Genomic DNA, 19,498 nt, shown 5'->3' on the forward strand with positions numbered 1-19,498 from the left:
AATTCAAGCTTTTTATTGACAACAAGTTTAATTAATTCATCCATCCTCCACCGAAAATACAAATCTGTTCCTCTCCTCTATAGTTCCTCCAATCCACAAGTACATCACTCCCAAAGCACGAGCTCTTGAGCTTTTGTACTTTTGAGCTTTTTCTATTTTCATAAATTATTCTTATAATCTAATGATCCATATAATCATTGCTTGAATGAACTAATGTTCTACGTTCTACGTTCTACGTTCTACGTTCTACGTTCTACGTTCTACGTTCTACGTTCCACGTTCCACGTTCCACGTTCCACGTTCCACGTTCCACGTTCCAAAGACCATGGTCTTTGGTCTTTGGTCTTTGGTCTTTGGTCTTTGGTCTTTGGTCTAGAAGATTATAGGTTTTACGGTCGTTTTTCTGAGCTAAGGGGATAATGGGCTAAAGCAAAATTTACAGTGAGGGCACCATCCAGAATGTCAGATCTGTAATAAACGTACATTCACTGTATTTGGGAATGATACACTGAAATTTATATTTCCTTTATTTGAATACAAGCACGCAAAAATGACTGACACTCGCGAAGGGGCGTCAGTCATTTTTATTGGCTTTTTTATAAATAGCTACTTTAGTCGAAACGGGCGGTGCGTTGGTGGAAATCTACTTCTTTATAGTACATGTCCTTCACCAGTAAGTTGGGGCCGCAGCAAGAGGCAGCAGGGCAATAGCAGTTTACGTCTTGAGCTAGCGAATGATTCAGCCATTTTGTGAACAAGTCATCCAGCTTAGAGCTTGCTATGTTTCCAAACGATGGGACATCCGAAAAATCGGTAACGAATACTTCCCCCGTAAATAAATTGACATTAAGGCGGTTGCGCCCATCTGGGTCATTGCGCACTGTGACATTTGGCTCCGCAGCTAGGCGGCTAAGCAGTGCACGCTCCTCTGCATGATTGCTGCATTGATAAAAAGGCAGCGTTCCAAACAACATCCACACTGACGGGTCCCGGTTATCCAATAATCGTTCAATCGCTTGACGCATTTGCACAGGGGTGATGACTGGCAAATCTTTAGCAAATGAACTTGGATACATAGGATGCACTTCATGTCGCTCGCAACCCATTTCTACAATCAGTCGGTGAATTTCATCGATTTTATCATGTGTACGGAAGTTAATCATAGACTCGGCAGAAACTAATACGCCTGCTTTGCTTAGAAGACGCGCATTTTCAATCATTCGCTCATACAGCTTAACCGAGGCTTCGTAGGAAACTTGATGCCCCGCTTTAGCAAAGCCTACTTGGTGAAAATCATCCGCATTCGTGTAGTTAAAGGAAATGTGCATGACATCCAAATAAGGAATAATCGCCTCGTAGCGACTAAAAGGCAAAGTTACATTGGAGTTGATTTGGGAACGAACGCCGCGATCTCTGGCATATTGAAGCAGCGGCAGCATATATTCCTTGACCGTTTTAGCCGAATAGGAGGGCTCTCCGCCAGTAATGCTGATCGTCTGTAGATGTTCAACCTCATCCAAACGTTTGAGCATATCCTTTAAAGGCAATTTGGCCGGCTCCGACATAACTAGCGTATCGCCAACCGCGCAATGCTCGCAGCGCATATTGCATAAGTTTGAAATCGTCATTTCCACGCTCGTCAATTGATGCTTGCCGAACTTCTGGATTGAACGAATAGGATCCCATGGGTCATTAACTGGGGTTAGCTGAGGCAAAACCTTGGGGCTGCCATTCATAGCCAACGGATTTGTTGCTATAGCATTTAATGTATTCATTTTATCAACACCTGATTTCTGCATCTTTCGATTGTATAATTTCTAGTACCATTGTAATGTTCGAGCCCGAAAGAAGCAATAAAATGGACATGAAAAAAGAAAAAAGAGCCCACAATAGCAGGCTCCTCATGCAATTACCCATTTTTAGCAGATAGTGCAGGCAAATCATTTTGCTCATCATTTACGCTTATAATCATAATGCTAAGCTGCTTGGACATATCGATTTCATAAGGCACAGTAAGTTCTTCCCCAGCCTCGTTGTTTAATATACGAATAATGGGCCGATGCGGATAGGCATGATTAAAGTCCACTACTACACCAGATTCGCCTGTATTGATTTTCACCATAATACCAATCGGATAAATGGCTACCTTATCCCGAAATAACTGTACCATATGCTGTTCGTATAAAGTTCCTGTTCCTGCATACAGAAGCTCAATAGCATGATGCGGAAGCATCGGTGCGCGGTATATTCGATTAGTCGTCATAGCGTCATACGAATCGACTAACCCAATCCACTTTGCATACTCATGAATTTCATTGCCTTTAATTCCTCTTGGATATCCGCTGCCATCCAGCCGTTCATGATGTTGATAAGCACAATGAGCCACAATAAGCGGCAGATTAGGCTCATCCTTTAAAAGCTCAAAGCCGAAACGAGCGTGATTCTTCATCATAATGAATTCTTCTGGGGTTAAAGATCCAGGTTTTTGGAGGACATCGATTGGAATTTGTGTTTTTCCAATATCATGAAGCAAGGCCCCCATCCCGAGCGTCATTAGTTCTTCATGTGAATAATTGTAAGCTATGCCAAGAATGGTCGTGTAGACGCACACATTTAAAGAATGCTGATATAAATAATGATCTACCGTTCCCATATTCATCAGCATAATCATCGCATCCTTATGTGCGGACAAATCATCAATAATCAAATTCATCATTTGTTTGAAGGTTTGGCCAATATACGGATACGTAACCCCTTTTTTACGCTTTGGTCGATCCATCATATCACGAAAATTCGTACGTATTTCCTTCAAGGCAACTAATAGCGTTTCCTCGCGAATAATCTCTGGCATCGTAATATCATCGGTTTTCGGATCAAGAATATATATATACTGTATTCCACATTGTTTGAGCCGGGTAATAAGCCGACTGGTCAGCTCAACATTTTCCCCTAACAGCACTAAACCATCATGTGAGAAAATCTTTTTGGCCAATCGCATGCCGGGCTGAGTCTTTGTTATAGGCATCAAACGCATTTTCTCGATCCTTCCTTGACTGAGTGGTTTCTTCTTAATTAATACATCGGATAAAATTAATAAAAATGTTATATCGATGATGCTAGATTATTCCACCTTGGCAGCTTGCAGTCAGCAATATTAGCCTCTTCTTTCAATGATTCAGCCAATACATCCCGAATAAACTCCGGCAGAAAATAAACAATATTGATTCCTTGTCCTAATGACAAATAGCCGATATGGAAAGTGAACATATCTATGGAAGCTACATTATACCATTTTTCTTCCATTAGAGGTTGCCCATTGACCATTATCTTCTCGATTCGGTCCAGTGGCGGCCGCTCAGAATCAAAAATAACCTGAAGACCATCTATAGCAAGTGTTCCTAATACTTCGCCGCGAAACCCATAACCTTTAATTCGCTTTTCCGTATACTCCGGCAAGAGAGATTGCTCAAGAGCCTCCTTGATATGCCTGCCTGTAAGCTGCATTTTGCAAGGATTTATTGGAGATGGGCATAACGCATGCAATTGTCCAGCAGTTACTTCTCCCTGCTGCAAGCCGCCTAGCAGTTGTCCGGTATTGACAATCGCGATTTCTGCTTCCGTATGTCTCTTTAGACCCGCTGCAAGCAAATTGGCAAGCGGCGACTCTGCCGCAATAGCTGTCGAAAGAGGCTCATCTATATACGCGACTGTACGATTGAGTCGTGCGAGCCCTTCTTCTTTATGTTTTGCGATAATAGCTGAAGCGTCAGGGTGTTCTTCAAAAGCAGCAGTCGGGACACAAGCCGCCTTAAATTGCGGTTTTGCATCAGCAGTCCCCTGCGAAATTTCGATACGCCCGATATGCTCGCCAAATTTTCCGGCCGCGCAAATTGAAGTGTGTTTGACTTGCAGTGCTTCCTCAAGCAAATGATGAGTATGGGCACCCAATACCAAGTCAACTCCAGTCAATTCTTGCGCCATCCGTTCATCATTCGCCAGCCCTAGATGTGACAATACGATTATCAAATCCACATCTTTACGCATTTGCTCCGCTTGTTGTTGAATAGCTTCGAAAGGGTCCGTTGCATTCCAACCGAGCAAAACATAAAAATCCGTAAAATTTGCCGTAACACCAATTAAACCAATTTTTAAATGGCCTTTATTTACAATAATATGAGGCAGCAGCCACGAAGGCTGCTTGTTCGTTGCCGCATCCAACAAATTCGCCCCTAAAACAGCAAATTTGGCATGTTTACCATATAACTCGGCCAATCTTTCCTTAGAATAAGTTAGTCCTTCATTATTACCAATAGTTACCGCATCATAACCTGCTTCATTAAGCAGTGCGACATTCACTAAGCCATCACTGCCCTCTGTTTCACTTCTCATTCTGTCCATATGGTCGCCGATATCGAGGACTAACAAGTTGTCCTTACCATGAACGCGACGTTGATCAGCTATATAGGAAGCAATTCGTGCGGCATTTTCCAAGCGACTATGAATATCATTGGTGTGTAAAATAACAATATTTTGCTCTAATCGTAGTTTGGAACCCATGCCTGCCTCCCCTAATTTTAAAAGTTATAAACGGTCGCCTAACTGTCTTAGACTGTCTCTTTAGCATAACATTTTTCTATAGATTATGGTATGCTGTTATAGTACGCCTATATCATTACGTGAGGTTAAATAACATGATTATGGAATGGAAAATTGATTTATTTGCAGGTTTGTCAGAGCGCTTCGGTGTGCGTTCTCTTATTATAGAGACTGCTGAGCAAAATATGACGGTGGCAGAACTGAAGAAGCATTTGATCGCTTCCTATCCCGAACAAGCGGATATTTTAAGCATTTCTTTTCTTGCCTGCAACCATGCTTACGCTCATGAAGACAGCATTGTAAGCGCCTCTGATGAGCTTGCGCTTCTTCCCCCGGTTTCGGGAGGACAAGCAGAAGAATCTAATGAAGATGAACAAAATTCCCCCTTAGAACAATTGTACATGCTTACTAATGAGAAAATTACGACGGAGGAGGTTATAGCTAAAGTTATTGTTCCCGAGCATGGTGCTTCCCTTGCCTTTGTCGGAACGACGCGAGAATGGACGAAAGGACAGCGTACCGTTCGCTTGGAATATGAAGCTTATGAAGCGATGGCTGTTAAAATGATGAAGCAAATCGGTGATGAGCTTGCACAGAAGTGGCCAGGGACTTTGTGTGCTATTACACATCGGCTTGGCGTTGTCGACATCGCAGAGATTAGTGTAGTCATTGCGATCTCCTCACCACATCGAGCCAGTTGTTATGATGCCAGCCGGTACGCTATTGAACGATTAAAGCAAATTGTTCCGATCTGGAAAAAAGAAATTTGGGAGGATGGTTCAGAGTGGAAAGGCCATCAGCTTGGCCCTTGGAATCCTGATATGCCGCTAGCAAATTTTCCAGATGAAGCCTAATACCAAGCGATTGTAAAAATTTTCTATTCAAAAGCATTAAAAATAGGTCTATAGACTATTTAAAACATTATCAAGATAAATAATGAGCGTTTTTTGTCGAAATTTGTAGGTCTTTAGACTCAAATTAAAGTCCCTCATATTGCCATACCCTCAAATCATTGCTACTATACTACTTAAGTGATCAACTATTCAATAGAGGTGCAGCGATGAAGGTTCACGTAACTGATTTAAAAACGGGAGACCGTTTATTAAAAGATACCTTTAATGGATACGGTCTGCATGTGCTTTCTAAAGGCACCTTGCTGGAAAATAAAGAAATATCAAAGCTGCTTCAACATCAAATTGATTATGTTGAAGTCGAATCTGTCTCTATTGTTAATTTGCCGGAGCGCACATTGGAGCAAACCGTTAACCCCAAGTGGCTTCCTTCTGTACAACCGGATTATGATAATGCAATTCAAGGCTTTCATAATCTTTTTGCTAAGGCAAGCGAGGATCAGACCATTAATGAGCAAGAAGTCGAAGATGCCTTCCAGCCGCTAATTAAGCATCTTAATATGGAGCGAGACGTTGTATCTATGCTTCTGCTGCTTAACACGAAAGACGACTACACGTACCAACACTCCGTACAAGTGGGCATGCTGGCCTATTATCTGGCTACCTGGCTCGGCTACTCCGTAAAAAAATCGGTGCAAATTGGTAAAGCCGGATTCCTTCATGATATCGGAAAAAGTCAAATCCCTGAAACTATTCTTAACAAACCCGGTAAGCTTACAAAGGAAGAGTTCGATGAAATCAAAAAACATACGACATATGGCTATGACATTATAAAAAAATCCTTTGATGAACGCTACATTGCCTTAAGTGCACTTGAGCATCATGAGCGTAATGACGGCAGCGGTTATCCGAAAGGTCTTAATGGCGACCAAATTGAGCCTGTTTCCAAGCTTATCTCGGTTGTCGATATTTATAGCGCTATGATTTCCGAACGAGTTTATCAGAAAAAACGCGATTTGTTTTATGTATTGAAGGAACTTTACAAGCTGAGCTTCAGAGAGCTAGATCCACATATTACACATACATTCATAAAGCATATGATCCCCAACTTCATTGGAAAAAAAGCTTATTTGGAAACCGGCGAGACCGGAATTATCGTCATGACACACCCAACCGAGTTTTTCAGGCCACTGCTGCAAATCAATCATGAATTTATTGATTTGACCGTTGAACGTCATCTCAAAATCAAAGAAATTTTCGTATAACAAAATGCCTGTTCCCTTAGCTGATTGAAACCAACCAGTGAGGAAACAGGCATTTTTGTCGTTTATTCGTTTAAGTTGTTAAGCATGTTTGCTTAACCGATAGAACCTTCCATCTCAAACTTGATGAGACGGTTCATTTCTACCGCATATTCCATCGGCAGCTCTTTCGTGAACGGTTCGATAAAGCCCATAACGATCATTTGTGTCGCTTCCGCTTCCGACAAGCCACGGCTCATCAGATAGAACAATTGATCCTCGGAAACTTTGGATACTGTTGCTTCATGCTCCAAAGTAATGTTATCGTTCATGATCTCATTGTAAGGAATCGTATCCGAAGTGGATTCATTATCCAAAATCAATGTATCACATTTAATATTAGATTTCGCACCATCTGAATTACGACCGAATGAAGCAAGACCACGGTAAGTTACTTTACCGCCATGCTTACTGATCGACTTGGAAACAATTGTCGAGGTCGTATCTGGAGCAAGGTGAATCATTTTCGCGCCTGCATCCTGGTGCTGGTTTTTACCAGCAACTGCGATTGATAATACCATACCTTTCGCACCGCGGCCACGAAGCACAACAGCAGGATATTTCATCGTCAATTTAGAGCCGATGTTGCCATCTACCCATTCCATTGTCGCGTTTTCATCAGCAACTGCACGTTTAGTAACGAGGTTAAAAATGTTTGGTGCCCAGTTTTGAATCGTTGTATAACGAACGCGGGCATTTTTCTTAACCAAGATTTCAACGACGGCGCTATGCAGTGAGTTAGTGCTGTAGACTGGAGCTGTACAGCCTTCAACGTAGTGAACGAAGCTATCTTCGTCAGCAACGATCAGTGTACGCTCAAATTGTCCCATGTTTTCGGAGTTAATCCGGAAATAGGCTTGCAGCGGAACTTCGCATTTTACGCCTTTTGGTACATAAATAAAGCTGCCTCCGGACCAAACCGCACTGTTCAAAGCAGCGAATTTATTATCATTCGGTGGGATGATTGTGCTGAAATATTCACGCAAAATTTCAGGATGTTCACGAAGCGCTGTATCCATATCAGTGAACAATACGCCTTGCTTTTCCAGATCCTCTTGCATGCTGTGATAAACAACCTCTGATTCATACTGTGCGGATACACCCGCAAGAAACTTTTGCTCCGCTTCAGGGATACCAAGCTTGTCAAACGTTTCTTTAATTTCAGCAGGAACCTCTTCCCACGTCTTGCCTTGCTTCTCAGAAGGCTTTACATAATATTGAATATCATTGAAATCCAGATCATCCATGTTGCCGCCCCAATCAGGCATTGGCATTTTGTTGAACTGCTCCAGTGATTTCAGACGAAAATCGAGCATCCATTCCGGCTCGCCCTTCATTTCCGAAATAGTGCGAACGATTTCAGGCGTCAAGCCTTTTCCTGATTGGAAAATCGACTTATGCTCATCGCGGAAACCATACTTATACTCTTCCATTTCCGGCATTGTTTTAGCCATCGTATTCACTCTCCTCTTTCATAATGATGTTAATCTTGCTGTTGTTCGATTCCTTTACGCAAAGCGTTCCACGAAAGGGTGGCACATTTAATTCGTGCTGGGAACTTATTGACACCAGACAACGCCTCAATGTCCTCATAACCTTCAAATTCGACTGGTTCACCTTTCATTAGGGAAGAAAATTTATCCGCTAGCTCCAGCGCCTGATCGAATGTTTTTCCTTTAACGACTTCCGTCATCATGGAGGCAGAGCTCAGGCTGATGGAACAGCCTTCTCCGCTAAACTTCGCGTCTGTGACTAAACCGTTCTCCACCTGAAGCTGGAGTGCAATGCTGTCGCCGCAGGTCGGGTTGTTCAGTTTAATCGTAACGGCATCGGCTTCCAATGTTCCATGGTTGCGTGGATTTTTATAGTGATCCATGATGACTCTACGGTATAAATCATCCAATTGCATGACCGAAGAACTCCTTTGTTTTGAGCAGTCCAGCAATGAGCTGATCAACTTCCTGCTCGGTATTATATAAATAAAAGCTTGCTCTGGCTGTCGAAGAAACGTTCAGAAAACGCATAAGCGGCTGGCAGCAATGATGCCCAGCCCGAACGGCAATGCCTTCCGTATCAAGAACTGTCGCCACATCATGTGGATGCACGTCGCCCAAATTAAACGTAACGAGACCAGCACGATCTGCCTTAGGGCCATATATCGTAACCCCTTCAAGCTCTGATAATCGGTCATAAGCATATGCCGCCAGTTGACGCTGATGCTTGTCAATCTCATCCATGCCGACCTCTTGCAGAAAATCGATTGCTGCGCCCAGCCCTACGGCGTTCGCAATAATCGGTGTCCCGCCTTCGAAACGGTACGGAATGTCCTTCCATGTTGACTCATACAAGTCAACATAGTCGATCATTTCTCCGCCGAATTCGATAGGCTCCATCTTGGAGAGCAGCGCCTTCTTGCCATATAAGGCGCCAATCCCTGTCGGACCGCACATTTTATGGCCCGAGAAAGCATAAAAATCACAATCTAAATCACGTACATCCACACGCATATGCGGCGTGCTTTGTGCGCCATCCACAACCATTACGGCGCCATTGCGATGCGCAATAGCTGCAACCTCCTTAACGGGGTTGACGATGCCAAGCACATTCGATACATAAGTCATCGCAACGACCTTCGTATTCGCTGTAATCGATAGCTCAGCATCGGCCAGCGTGAATGAACCATCTGGCTGAAGCGGAATATATTTCAGCGTCGCGCCGGTTGCTTTCGCAACCTGCTGCCACGGGATGAGATTGCTGTGATGCTCCATTTGCGTAATAACGATTTCGTCGCCAGGTTTACATACGTTTCTGGCATAGCTTGAAGCAACTAAATTCAGCGCGGTTGTCGTACCCCGCGTAAAAATAATTTCTTCCGGCAGTGCCGCGTTCAGAAAAGAAGCCACTTTCTCCCTTGCGCCCTCATAAGCGTCAGTCGCCCGCGAACCAAGCGTATGAACGCCTCTATGCACATTGGAGTGGTCCATCTCATAATAGCGATTAATCGCATCAATGACGGAGCGCGGCTTCTGGGAAGATGCCGCGCTGTCCAGATAAACGAGCGGATGCCCATTTATCTCTTGATGCAAAATCGGGAACTGCTCCCGAATTGCTGCTATATTCATCCTTCGAGCTTCCGCACAAGCAATTTCTCAAGCTGTTCGCGTACCGCATCGATCGGAATTTCAGATACTACAGGTGCAAGGAAGCCGTAGATTACAAGGCGTTCCGCATTCTGCTTGCTAATACCGCGCGACATCAGATAATAAACCTGCTCAGGATTGACCTGCCCAACGCTCGCTGCATGGCCTGCTGTAACATCATCTTCATCAATTAGCAAAATCGGGTTCGCGTCACCGCGTGCTTTCGGGCTAAGCATCAACACTTTTTCGGTTTGAACGCCATTAGCTTTCGTAGCGCCCTTCTCGATTTTAGTGATGCCGTTAATAATTGCCGAAGCCGAATCCTTCATCACTGCACGTGTAACCATGTTGCTGTCCGAACGAAGGCCAAAATGTACAGCCTGCGTCGTCAAGCTCATTTGCTGAGCGTTTTTGCCGATGCTGATTACTTTAGCATCAGACTGCGAACCGTTGCCTTTCAGCACGGACTTCGTATCTGAAAGCGTAGAGCCATCGCTCAAATCGCCGAGTACCCATTCCATCACGCCATCATTTTCAATAATAGCGCGGCGAACGGTCAGATCCACTCCGCTGCCACCAAGATGATGAATGGAACCGAAACGAACGTGAGCGCCTGCTTTTACATAAACCTCGACTACGGAGTGGTAGACGAAAGGCTCAGTAACAGCACCTGGCTCAGTAACGACATAATCGACATAAGTAACGCGGCTGTTGCTCTCTGCTACGATTACGATATGCGGTGCAAAGGAAGCCTCTGCTTTTGTATTAAATAGAATAGCCTGCAGTGGAATTTCCACCTCTACATTGCGAGGAACGTATACGAATACGCCGCCATTCCACAATGCTGCATGCAAAGCTGTTAATTTGTCCTCATCCTTGGCAACCGCTTGGAACAAGTAAGGCTTCACAAGATCGCCATGCTCCTTGCAAGCTGTCTCCAAATCGGTAAAAATAACGCCCTTAGCTGCCAGTTCAGCAGATAGCTGCGTCCATACCGGACTTGAGTTTTGCTGAATAACGAGGTTTTCAGTGCCTTCAGAAACCAATTCACGTACAACTTCTGGCAAATCGGTTAGTGCATTTGCTGGAGCTGCCTGATCGTAGCTGCCTACAGCTGTCAGGTTCCAGCGTTCAATTTTGACTTTCTCCGGCTTTGGCCATTCTAATGTACCAGCAAGCTCAGCTGCTTCGCCGCGCAAATCAACCAGCCAATTAGGCTCGTTTTTGCTACGGGACAAAGCTTCTGCAGATTGGCGGTCCGTCGGAGTCGATAGTTGTGTACTCATCCGTTATACCCCTTTCTCCGCTTAGGCCTGGCCAACCGTTTCGTCCACGATGCCCAGTTCTTCTTTAACCCAGTCATAACCTTCATTTTCCAAACGCTCAGCAAGCTCAGGACCACCGGACTTCACAATGCGGCCTTGCATCATTACGTGTACAAAATCAGGTGTAATATAGTTCAGCAAACGCTGATAGTGAGTAATAATTAGGAAACCGCGATCTTCGGAGCGCATTTCGTTAACGCCTTTGGATACGATTTTCAAGGCATCGATGTCAAGACCCGAGTCAATCTCGTCAAGAACGACGATTTTCGGATCAAGCAGCGTCATTTGCAAAATCTCATTACGTTTTTTCTCGCCGCCCGAGAAGCCTTCGTTCAGGTAACGATGTGCAAACTCAGGGTTCATTTCCAAAGCTTTCATTTTGCCTTCCATTTGGCGAATGAATTTAATGAGGGAAATCTCGCTGCCTTCCTCACGACGAGCGTTAATCGCACTGCGCAAGAAATCGGAATTCGTTACGCCAGGAATTTCGCTTGGATATTGCATAGCAAGGAACAGCCCTGCGCGTGCTCTCTCATCTACGCCCATTTCAAGCAGGTCTTCTCCATCCAAAAATGCGCTGCCTTCTGTTACTTCATATTTCGGGTGGCCCATCAAAGCGGAAGCCAGCGTACTTTTACCAGTACCGTTTGGTCCCATAATCGCGTGGATTTCTCCGCCTTTGATTTCAAGGTTAATGCCTTTCAAAATCTCTTTTCCTTCGATAGCCGCTTTCAGGCCATCAATGACAAAATGCGTTGCCATAATATGCTGATCCCTCCATGGTTGGTCTATTTACCTAATCACCTATAATCAAAAAAGCTTCTATTATAATGTGATTCAATATAATTCTCAATGTCTTCTCAATAATCATTTTATTATAAGTTTTGTTATAAAGCAACGCTAAGACCACTCAATGTACAAGAAACCGCCATAAATCGGCCTTTATCTCTATTGCTGGCACAGCGCAGCTTGAATTTGGGCCACTTGCGACGCAAATTCCTCATCGGATAATACGGGAACCATTGCAGCATCAGCTAGATCCCTTTCAAGCTTTACCCAAGATTTGCAGCCCGTATAGGCAGGGAACATTTCTAATTCAGCAGGCTCTGCAAGCCGGTATACGCGAAGCAGCAGCAAATGCAACGGCTTCGTCCGCTTCCATTTTAGCCTTTCTTCGGAAAATTTATCCGTCCAAATATGAAATTCCCGCAGCCGGTCAAGCGTTTCCTGATCGTTGATCTCGATATCATGAATGGCTTCCGCATAGGCGCCAAGCGTAATGCTATCCATATCAGGCGACCAGCCTTCCATTATACCTTCGATCCTGCCTTGATACGGCGCCTTAAGCAGATGCTCCTTCTGATGCTCATATGCAGGCATTAAGTAGAAGCCTTTGCTAACCAATTGAAAATCACGTGTTTCCTCTTCAATTCCGCCTTTGCGCAAAACCATAATAAGCTCGCCATCACGCAATGCGTTAACGGTTACAGCCCACTCCTTCAGAGCGACCGGCTCCCGCGTCATGCTGTTACTCATGCCAATTCCTCCACTCCAGCAGATCCGCCAATCCCTTCGTTGCCATTCGCGCTTAGCGGACAAAATCCTTGCCTACTTTACGTAACATTATATCATTTGTTATCATTTGTAGGTATTCCAAGTCGAAATAATATTCGATATACTAAGCATATAGAAATGCTTATATTTTGAAAAATACAGTCGGAGGTGGACAAACTGTCTGCTTATCATCCTTTAACCGAGCAAGAAGCTATTGAATTTTCCCGCTCCATACCTGACTTTTTCCCTGCTGGGGCTGAGCTTGCGTCCCGTGAGATCGGCGATGGCAATTTGAATTTGGTATTCCACATTACCGATCCAGCAAGCGGTAAAGGGCTGATTGTCAAACAAGCGCTCCCTTACGCTAAGGTTGTCGGAGAATCATGGCCGCTTACGCTTGACCGGGCGCGCATTGAGAGCGAAGCGCTGATTTTGCAAAATGAGCTAGCTCCGGGACTTGTGCCAACCGTCTATCAATATGACGCAGAGCTTGCCCTTACGGTAATGGAGGATCTCAGCGACCACGTGATTATGCGCCAGGGCCTCGTAGACGGCAACCAATATCCGAAATTTGCCGAGGACATTTCCACCTTTATGGCGAATACACTCTTTTACACTTCCGATTTGGGCATGAACCAGCAGGATAAGAAAGAACGCGTCAAAGCATTTATTAACCCTGATTTGTGCAAAATAACCGAAGATTTGATTTTTGATGATCCTTATACCGATTCGCCAAACAATAACTTTGAAGCAGCGATCGCTGATGCCGCTGAAGCACTTCGCACGGATGATGCCCTTCATCTTGAAGTCGCTATTTTGCGCAGCAAGTTTTTGACGAATGCCCAGGCGCTGCTCCACGGCGATCTACATACCGGCAGCGTATTTGTTACAGCACAGTCCACGAAAGTGATCGATCCTGAATTTGCTTATTACGGTCCTATTGGCTTTGACGTAGGTGCAGTTATTGCCAACCTGCTGCTCAATTATGCGGGACAAGCCCACTGGATCAAAGACGAGGCAGAGCTTGCCGATTTCCGCAGCTACCTGCTTGGCAGCGTACGCGAGATTTGGACCAAATTTGAGAACAAATTTGGCGCTTTGTGGGATGAGCATAACGTGGATCGACTAGCATCAAGCGCACCAGGCTACAAGCAATATTACATGAACAAGCTGCTTCAGGACTCGATCGGCTTCGCTGGCTGCAAAATGGTACGACGCATTGTAGGCCTTGCCCATGTTGCGGATATCGACCGCATTGAGAATGCTGCGGAGCGCGAGAAAGCACAGCGCCTGGCACTCGAAATCGGCACCTCGCTCATTCACCTGAACCGCCAGGCGATTACAATAGAGCAAGCAATTGATATTGTTTTGTCCGCAACGGCAAAACACGCTTAAAAATAAATCCTTATGTTTCGAGAAGAAAGGAATTTGCATAATGACTAGCCAGAATGCCCCATTGCAATCCTTGATTTGGGCGGAAGATCGCCTGGATTTGCTGGATCAACGGCTTTTGCCTGAAGAAATCGTATATTTGCCGCTTGTTACTTCGGAGGATGTATGGGAAGCGATTCGCCATTTGAAAGTGAGAGGCGCCCCGGCAATCGGCATTTCGGCTGCATATGGCGTCGTGCTTGGCAGCCGAAATGAAACAACCCCTAAGCGCTGGCTTGAAGAAGTGCTGAACCAGGCTGAATATTTGGCCACCTCACGGCCGACCGCTGTCAACTTATTCTGGGCTCTTGATCGTATGAAAGCCTGTGCGGAGCAGCTTGCTGCAGCCGATTTATCACTCGATGAAGTGAAGCAGGCTCTGCTTAATGAAGCGCTGGCCATTCACAGTGAAGATGAAGAGACCAACCGTTTAATCGGCGAGCATGCGCTCACGTTGTTTGAAGATGGCATGGGCGTCCTCACGCACTGCAACGCTGGCGGACTTGCAACTGCTAAATACGGTACAGCGCTGGCGCCGTTCTATCTTGCGCTTGAGCGCGGCATGTCGCTGCGTGTATTCGCCGATGAGACACGTCCTGTGCTGCAAGGCGCTAGACTAACCGCTTTTGAGCTGCAGCAGGCTGGCGTCGATGTCACTTTGATTTGTGACAATATGGCAGGCATGGTCATGTCCAAAGGCTGGATTCAGGCTGTCATTGTTGGAACGGACCGCGTAGCCGCTAATGGAGATGTCGCCAACAAAATCGGCACCTATAGCGTTGCTGTCCTTGCCAAGGCTCATGGCATTCCCGTATATGTTGCTTGCCCATTGTCCACGATTGACCTCAATACGCCGACTGGCGCAGAAATTCCGATTGAGGAGCGCAGCGCCGAGGAAATTACCGAAGGGTTTGGCAAACGCACAGCACCACAAGGTGTGAAAGTGTACAACCCGGCCTTCGATATTACACCGAATGAATATGTAACAGCTATTATTACGGAAAAAGGCATCGTCCAAGCTCCTTATGATGTCAATCTCAAAAAGCTTTTTAACCAATAAATATAAATCAAGAGCCTATATCCCATCTTTCCAAAAGATAAGGATAAAGGCTCTTTTGTATTATGCCATTAAGGTAAGAGCATCTGTTCCTTTCATTCCGGCATGAATTCCCATACCTTCCGCTGTTGTCGTAACCGATTCCAAAGGTGCAACAAGCAGCTCCTCTAATGTGCGTACGCCAACGGCTCTTCCGGCGATAATCCCGCGATTAAGCAATCGTTCATTCAGCAGGCCAACATCAAGCGCACCACACATGATATATCCTTTATCTGTCGTCCAAGCAAGCAATGTCGTCTTAGGAAGCTTTACCTCAATACCTATCACGGTCAGCCCATTTTGCAGTGTGGCAGGAACCATTCGCATCATTATACGCTCACCTCCTTTGCCATCAATTAGCTGCCAAAGCTGCCAAAGCATTATATGCAAAAAAGTTTTTATCGAATTGGACGATTAGCAAAATTTAGCACTATATATCCCATCTGATTAATGGTATAGTAGTTATGCAAAAATTAACATTAGGTCGGAGGAACTATAGAGCAGATGGAAAATACACAAAAACAGTCATACGTACTCCAAGTAGAATTGCTAGTAGAGAACGTTAGCAACGCTGCTGCCTTGGAGCAGGTCATTCATGCCTTAAATGCTGGCGGATTTGTGGATTATCGGATTTTATCAGGTGTTCAGCTGGGACAAGTTATCGATCAACGCAAAGCTGATGCTGCTGTTCAAGTTCCTATGGAAATCGATAATAAAGCGCCTGCGCAGAATGAAAAACAAGCACAAAGCAATAAATCTGCAGCTAGCAAGCCTTCACAGTCTGTCAAAGAAAAAGACGTACCACCTGTTAAAGCCGCTAAACCTAAGGTTGTTGAGCCTTCACTCTCCGATCCTTATGACGGATTTGCAGACATTCGCGGATTTATGAAAAGCAATAAACTCATTCGTCTTATTGTAAACAAGGGGCTTGGCATTACGCTCAGCATTCCATGCCGTATTTTAAATGTGGATGATGCAACGAGCATGATTACGGTCTACCACGTGGATGAGAAGCAAGTCTACACCTTCAAGCTTAATGAAATAGAAGACTATACGTCCTAATTATGAAGCAGCACAAATTGAAAAGGTCCGTTTGAATGAGCCGGGTGCGTTCCCAGCCATTCAAACAGACCTTTTTTCTACATGTAATAGCCGCCCAGCATTTGCTCAATATTGTCGCTTGGAACTGGCGCACTCCAGAAATACCCCTGCATTTCGTCGCAGTTGTGCTTGCGCAAAAATTCAATTTGCTCCTGCGTCTCCACGCCCTCTGCAATAACCTGAATATTAAGATTATGGGCCATAGCAATAATAGCTGCTACAATTTCCGCATCGCTTGGGTCCTGCTGGATGTCACGGACGAAGGAACGGTCGATTTTGAGCCGGTCGATCGGGAAATTTTTCAAATAATGAAAAGAGCTGTAGCCTGTGCCAAAATCGTCAATGCTTATGCCAACGCCAAGCGCCGTCAAATCCAGCAGGCAGCGCGACACATGGTTCACATCCATCGTCATCGACTCCGTAATTTCCAAATCCAAATATTGCGATTCAAGACCGGTGCGGGCCAGAACGTCTGCCACCTTGCTAGCCAAATCATGCTGGACAAACTGCCTGATGGAGAGGTTAACCGAAACCGGCATAGGCGGCAAGCCTGATTCCTGCCAGCATTTATTTTGGCGGCAAGCCTCCTCCAGCACCCAATCGCCAATTTGCACAATCATACCGCTCTCCTCAGCCAAAGGAATAAAATCGCCCGGAGGGATCATTCCCCGGATCGGATGCTTCCAGCGCACCAGCGCCTCGACGCCGATCATACCGCCAGAAATCATATCATATTGCGGCTGATAGTATAAAATGAACTCCTTGCGCTGAATAGCACGATACATTTCATGCTGCATCGACAAATGCTCAAACGAATAATTGCTCCAGCTTTCGGAATAAAGCAGCGCATCGTTTCTGCCATTCTGCTTCACCTTCATTAACGCCATATCCGCTTTATTAAGCAGCGCATAATCATCATCCTCGACCAGACGGCTCGTGACCGCACCTATGCTTGCTGTAATTTGGATCGGAAAGCCTTTAAGCTCGAAAGGCTCCTCAATCGCCTGCAGCACCGTGCGGGCACGGCTCAGCAGCTGCTCCTCCGACTCCAGATCCTTAAACAACAGAGCGAACTCATCGCCTTCCATCCTGGCGGCAAAATCCTGCTCGTACATGACACTTGTAAAGCGCTCTGCCACCTGCATGAGCAGCATATCGCCAAATTCGCGGCCGAAGGAAGCGTTGACGAGCTTAAAGCGGTCCAAGTCCATATAACACAGCCCAACAAGCTGGTTATGATCGTGGGCAAAAGCAAGGCTTTCATTCAACCTCACTTGAAAAAGCGTTCGATTCGGCAATCCCGTTCTATCGTCGTAGTAGGCCATATAACGAATCCGTTCCACATTTCGCTTGCGATCGCTTAAGTCATGACTCACCACCAGCGTTCCGATGACCTCCTCATCCTGCACCATGGGAGAACATACGAGATGCAGCTCAAGCGGATAGCCTGACCGGTGTATAATATGAATGTTTCCCTGCTTCGGACAACCGGTAAGCGAATGCTCCAGCATCGTATGTAAGGCATCGCGGCTGCCTGCATCTACGATAGAGGCCAGCCAATTCCCCATTAACTCCGCGCGTTCATAGCCAAAAGTGCGCTCTGCGCCTTCATTCAATTCCATTATAACGCCCTGTGGATCAATGATAGCCAGCGGGACCGCTTCCGAGCGAAGCAGCGCCTCAACCATTGGTTTATGATAGCTGAGCGTATTCGATGTCTTGGTCTGCCTGACCATTAGGACGAAGTTTCCTATAAGGAATGCCACAGTCAAACAAGAAGCTAGCCAAATAAAAAGCGAAGGTATTGCTGTTACTATCATCGCTGCCACCCATACTCCTACGATAATGAGCAGCAAGCTGCCTTGCAGCCACGGATTCCACAACTTGGACAACCATTGTGTAAGCGCGTCACGTGGCGGTCTATCAGGCCGACCAAACGTTCGTTTCGTCACGCACTAACTTCCTTCCTTCGTTCGAATCCAATAAGGTTAGACTTATTATAATCGAAACCGCCGTTTCGGCATAGAAATATTATGCAAATCAAACGGCTTTTTTTCGAGACTTTAGGGTGGCGACGATGACGCAAACCCAGCCAGCAAGAAAAGCCACGCCGCCAATTGGTGTAATTGCTCCCAGCATGCGAATATCGCTTAATGCAAGGATATAGAGACTGCCGCTGAAAATAACGATGCCAGCAAGCAGCAGCCTTGCTCCTGAAAGCAGCAATTTGCTCTCGCCCAAGCGATCCGCAAGCAGAGCGACCAGCATAAGGCCAAGCGAATGATACATATGATAGCGTACGCCCGTTTCAAAAATAGCGAGCAAATCAGCTGGCAATATTTCCTTTAAAGTATGAGCGCCAAAGGCCCCTAATCCTACGGCAATAGCGGCACCAATAGCGCCGATTGTGAAATATTTTTGGAACATCTGTTTTCATTCCTTTCAGAATTGAGTATAATTTACTGTAATTGTGTTTTAACACGACGTACATATACTGGAGGAGAACACTTTAATGGAAGAAAATAAAAACAATTCCACACCGATTTCATTTACGAAATCGGATACGGACCAGACTCAGACACCGGATTATAATCCTTACGGATCTGCACCATCAACAGGCTTTTCCGATCCTACACCTTATCAGCCGAGCCAGCCGCTAAAGCATTCAGGCCTTGGCATTGCTTCCTTCATTATGGCCATTGCATCTATTCTAATAGGCGTTGTTAGCATCATCATGTTTTTCACAGCCATTGGCAGTCTCATTTCAACAGGAAATGAGTACCTACTTGAAGACACTGCCTACCTTGAGGAGTTGATTATGGGAGGCGCTGGCTCCTTTATGGCATCGATTGTAGCGGTTGTCGTCAGCGTCGGCATTACGTTTGTCGGCCTAATTCTTGGTATTATTGGTGCATGCTCCAAGCAGCGCCGCAAAGTTTTTGCGGTTATCGGTATTATTCTGAACGGACTTGGCGTAATGGGCACTGTTGTCTTTTTTATTTTTTCCATTGCTGTATTCTCTGCTGGAGCAAGCGCATTATCCGGCTACTAACATTCAGAAAGATAGGCAGGAAACAGCGTTCGCGTTGTTTCCTGCCTTTTT

General features: G+C 45.4%; 18 protein-coding genes. 6 read left to right on the plus strand and 12 right to left on the minus strand.

All coding sequences use genetic code 11. From position 1 onward, the window contains the following. Window positions 1-611: 611 nt before the first annotated feature. The 3 genes from yfkAB to AC50YG_RS19785 form a co-directional block, all read right to left on the minus strand. On the minus strand, window positions 612-1,775 hold the full coding sequence (gene yfkAB / locus AC50YG_RS19775) for a radical SAM/CxCxxxxC motif protein YfkAB (protein WP_473761928.1): 1,164 nt from the start codon (window positions 1,773-1,775) through the stop codon (window positions 612-614). Window positions 1,776-1,909: 134 nt separating this feature from the next. Further along, window positions 1,910-3,034 carry an HD-GYP domain-containing protein gene (locus AC50YG_RS19780; protein WP_473761931.1) on the minus strand — a complete coding sequence of 375 codons (1,125 nt, stop codon included), beginning with the start codon at window positions 3,032-3,034 and terminating at the stop codon, window positions 1,910-1,912. 68 nt (window positions 3,035-3,102) lie between these two features. Further along, a complete protein-coding gene (locus tag AC50YG_RS19785; RefSeq protein ID WP_494828938.1) occupies window positions 3,103-4,557 on the minus strand; it encodes a bifunctional metallophosphatase/5'-nucleotidase in 1,455 nt (484 codons plus the stop codon). Between the two features lie 140 nt (window positions 4,558-4,697). Here AC50YG_RS19785 and AC50YG_RS19790 point away from each other — a divergent pair, with 140 nt between their 5' ends. Both AC50YG_RS19790 and AC50YG_RS19795 read left to right on the plus strand, forming a co-directional pair. After that, window positions 4,698-5,450: a molybdenum cofactor biosynthesis protein gene (locus AC50YG_RS19790; protein ID WP_494829370.1), complete on the plus strand. Its 753-nt coding sequence runs from the start codon at window positions 4,698-4,700 to the stop codon at window positions 5,448-5,450. Between the two features lie 206 nt (window positions 5,451-5,656). Further along, a complete protein-coding gene (locus tag AC50YG_RS19795; protein WP_494828940.1) occupies window positions 5,657-6,712 on the plus strand; it encodes an HD-GYP domain-containing protein in 1,056 nt (351 codons plus the stop codon). A 92-nt stretch (window positions 6,713-6,804) separates the two neighbouring features. On the opposite strand, the gene sufB is transcribed toward AC50YG_RS19795, so the two are convergent. The 6 genes from sufB to AC50YG_RS19825 form a co-directional block, all read right to left on the minus strand. Further along, window positions 6,805-8,202 carry a Fe-S cluster assembly protein SufB gene (gene sufB / locus AC50YG_RS19800; RefSeq protein ID WP_473761935.1) on the minus strand — a complete coding sequence of 466 codons (1,398 nt, stop codon included), beginning with the start codon at window positions 8,200-8,202 and terminating at the stop codon, window positions 6,805-6,807. 29 nt (window positions 8,203-8,231) lie between these two features. Further along, complete coding sequence (gene sufU / locus AC50YG_RS19805) at window positions 8,232-8,657, minus strand: Fe-S cluster assembly sulfur transfer protein SufU (RefSeq protein WP_341281669.1); 426 nt, start codon at window positions 8,655-8,657, stop codon at window positions 8,232-8,234. Further along, on the minus strand, window positions 8,644-9,870 hold the full coding sequence (locus tag AC50YG_RS19810) for a cysteine desulfurase (protein ID WP_473761937.1): 1,227 nt from the start codon (window positions 9,868-9,870) through the stop codon (window positions 8,644-8,646). The genes sufU and AC50YG_RS19810 overlap by 14 nt, the downstream gene beginning before the upstream one ends. After that, window positions 9,867-11,174: a Fe-S cluster assembly protein SufD gene (gene sufD, locus AC50YG_RS19815; RefSeq protein WP_473761940.1), complete on the minus strand. Its 1,308-nt coding sequence runs from the start codon at window positions 11,172-11,174 to the stop codon at window positions 9,867-9,869. Before sufD ends, AC50YG_RS19810 begins: the two co-directional genes overlap by 4 nt. A gap of 21 nt (window positions 11,175-11,195) precedes the next feature. Continuing rightward, window positions 11,196-11,975: a Fe-S cluster assembly ATPase SufC gene (sufC, locus tag AC50YG_RS19820; RefSeq protein ID WP_046228741.1), complete on the minus strand. Its 780-nt coding sequence runs from the start codon at window positions 11,973-11,975 to the stop codon at window positions 11,196-11,198. Between the two features lie 186 nt (window positions 11,976-12,161). Continuing rightward, window positions 12,162-12,749 carry a DUF1802 family protein gene (locus AC50YG_RS19825; protein WP_494828944.1) on the minus strand — a complete coding sequence of 196 codons (588 nt, stop codon included), beginning with the start codon at window positions 12,747-12,749 and terminating at the stop codon, window positions 12,162-12,164. 195 nt (window positions 12,750-12,944) lie between these two features. On the opposite strand from AC50YG_RS19825, the gene mtnK reads away from it, so the two are divergent. Next, a complete protein-coding gene (gene mtnK / locus AC50YG_RS19830) occupies window positions 12,945-14,162 on the plus strand; it encodes an S-methyl-5-thioribose kinase (protein ID WP_473762378.1) in 1,218 nt (405 codons plus the stop codon). Window positions 14,163-14,202: 40 nt separating this feature from the next. Further along, window positions 14,203-15,258 carry an S-methyl-5-thioribose-1-phosphate isomerase gene (gene mtnA / locus AC50YG_RS19835; RefSeq protein WP_494828946.1) on the plus strand — a complete coding sequence of 352 codons (1,056 nt, stop codon included), beginning with the start codon at window positions 14,203-14,205 and terminating at the stop codon, window positions 15,256-15,258. A 60-nt stretch (window positions 15,259-15,318) separates the two neighbouring features. On the opposite strand, the gene AC50YG_RS19840 is transcribed toward mtnA, so the two are convergent. Next, window positions 15,319-15,624 carry a YunC family protein gene (locus tag AC50YG_RS19840; RefSeq protein ID WP_494828948.1) on the minus strand — a complete coding sequence of 102 codons (306 nt, stop codon included), beginning with the start codon at window positions 15,622-15,624 and terminating at the stop codon, window positions 15,319-15,321. Between the two features lie 174 nt (window positions 15,625-15,798). On the opposite strand from AC50YG_RS19840, the gene AC50YG_RS19845 reads away from it, so the two are divergent. After that, entirely contained in the window at window positions 15,799-16,356 is a 558-nt protein-coding gene (locus AC50YG_RS19845) for a hypothetical protein (protein WP_473761947.1), read from the plus strand. 77 nt (window positions 16,357-16,433) lie between these two features. Here AC50YG_RS19845 and AC50YG_RS19850 read toward each other — a convergent pair whose 3' ends face one another. After that, a complete protein-coding gene (locus tag AC50YG_RS19850; protein ID WP_494828950.1) occupies window positions 16,434-18,347 on the minus strand; it encodes a putative bifunctional diguanylate cyclase/phosphodiesterase in 1,914 nt (637 codons plus the stop codon). A gap of 88 nt (window positions 18,348-18,435) precedes the next feature. Next, window positions 18,436-18,822 (minus strand): DUF423 domain-containing protein, encoded by a 387-nt coding sequence (locus tag AC50YG_RS19855; protein WP_473761952.1) that lies wholly within the window; start codon window positions 18,820-18,822, stop codon window positions 18,436-18,438. Window positions 18,823-18,907: 85 nt separating this feature from the next. Here AC50YG_RS19855 and AC50YG_RS19860 point away from each other — a divergent pair, with 85 nt between their 5' ends. Continuing rightward, window positions 18,908-19,447: a hypothetical protein gene (locus AC50YG_RS19860; RefSeq protein WP_473761954.1), complete on the plus strand. Its 540-nt coding sequence runs from the start codon at window positions 18,908-18,910 to the stop codon at window positions 19,445-19,447. Window positions 19,448-19,498 lie beyond the last annotated feature (51 nt).

This window comes from Paenibacillus sp. J31R34, from assembly GCF_059383715.1.

Coding starts and splice junctions, on each gene's coding strand:
- yfkAB (WP_473761928.1), bottom strand. CDS start 1,775: ATGAATACATTAAATGCTATAGCAACAAATCCGTTGGCTATGAATGGC.
- AC50YG_RS19780 (WP_473761931.1), bottom strand. CDS start 3,034: ATGCGTTTGATGCCTATAACAAAGACTCAGCCCGGCATGCGATTGGCC.
- AC50YG_RS19785 (WP_494828938.1), bottom strand. CDS start 4,557: ATGGGTTCCAAACTACGATTAGAGCAAAATATTGTTATTTTACACACC.
- AC50YG_RS19790 (WP_494829370.1), top strand. CDS start 4,698: ATGGAATGGAAAATTGATTTATTTGCAGGTTTGTCAGAGCGCTTCGGT.
- AC50YG_RS19795 (WP_494828940.1), top strand. CDS start 5,657: ATGAAGGTTCACGTAACTGATTTAAAAACGGGAGACCGTTTATTAAAA.
- sufB (WP_473761935.1), bottom strand. CDS start 8,202: ATGGCTAAAACAATGCCGGAAATGGAAGAGTATAAGTATGGTTTCCGC.
- sufU (WP_341281669.1), bottom strand. CDS start 8,657: ATGCAATTGGATGATTTATACCGTAGAGTCATCATGGATCACTATAAA.
- AC50YG_RS19810 (WP_473761937.1), bottom strand. CDS start 9,870: ATGAATATAGCAGCAATTCGGGAGCAGTTCCCGATTTTGCATCAAGAG.
- sufD (WP_473761940.1), bottom strand. CDS start 11,174: ATGAGTACACAACTATCGACTCCGACGGACCGCCAATCTGCAGAAGCT.
- sufC (WP_046228741.1), bottom strand. CDS start 11,975: ATGGCAACGCATTTTGTCATTGATGGCCTGAAAGCGGCTATCGAAGGA.
- AC50YG_RS19825 (WP_494828944.1), bottom strand. CDS start 12,749: ATGAGTAACAGCATGACGCGGGAGCCGGTCGCTCTGAAGGAGTGGGCT.
- mtnA (WP_494828946.1), top strand. CDS start 14,203: ATGACTAGCCAGAATGCCCCATTGCAATCCTTGATTTGGGCGGAAGAT.
- AC50YG_RS19840 (WP_494828948.1), bottom strand. CDS start 15,624: ATGATGCGAATGGTTCCTGCCACACTGCAAAATGGGCTGACCGTGATA.
- AC50YG_RS19845 (WP_473761947.1), top strand. CDS start 15,799: ATGGAAAATACACAAAAACAGTCATACGTACTCCAAGTAGAATTGCTA.
- AC50YG_RS19855 (WP_473761952.1), bottom strand. CDS start 18,822: ATGTTCCAAAAATATTTCACAATCGGCGCTATTGGTGCCGCTATTGCC.
- AC50YG_RS19860 (WP_473761954.1), top strand. CDS start 18,908: ATGGAAGAAAATAAAAACAATTCCACACCGATTTCATTTACGAAATCG.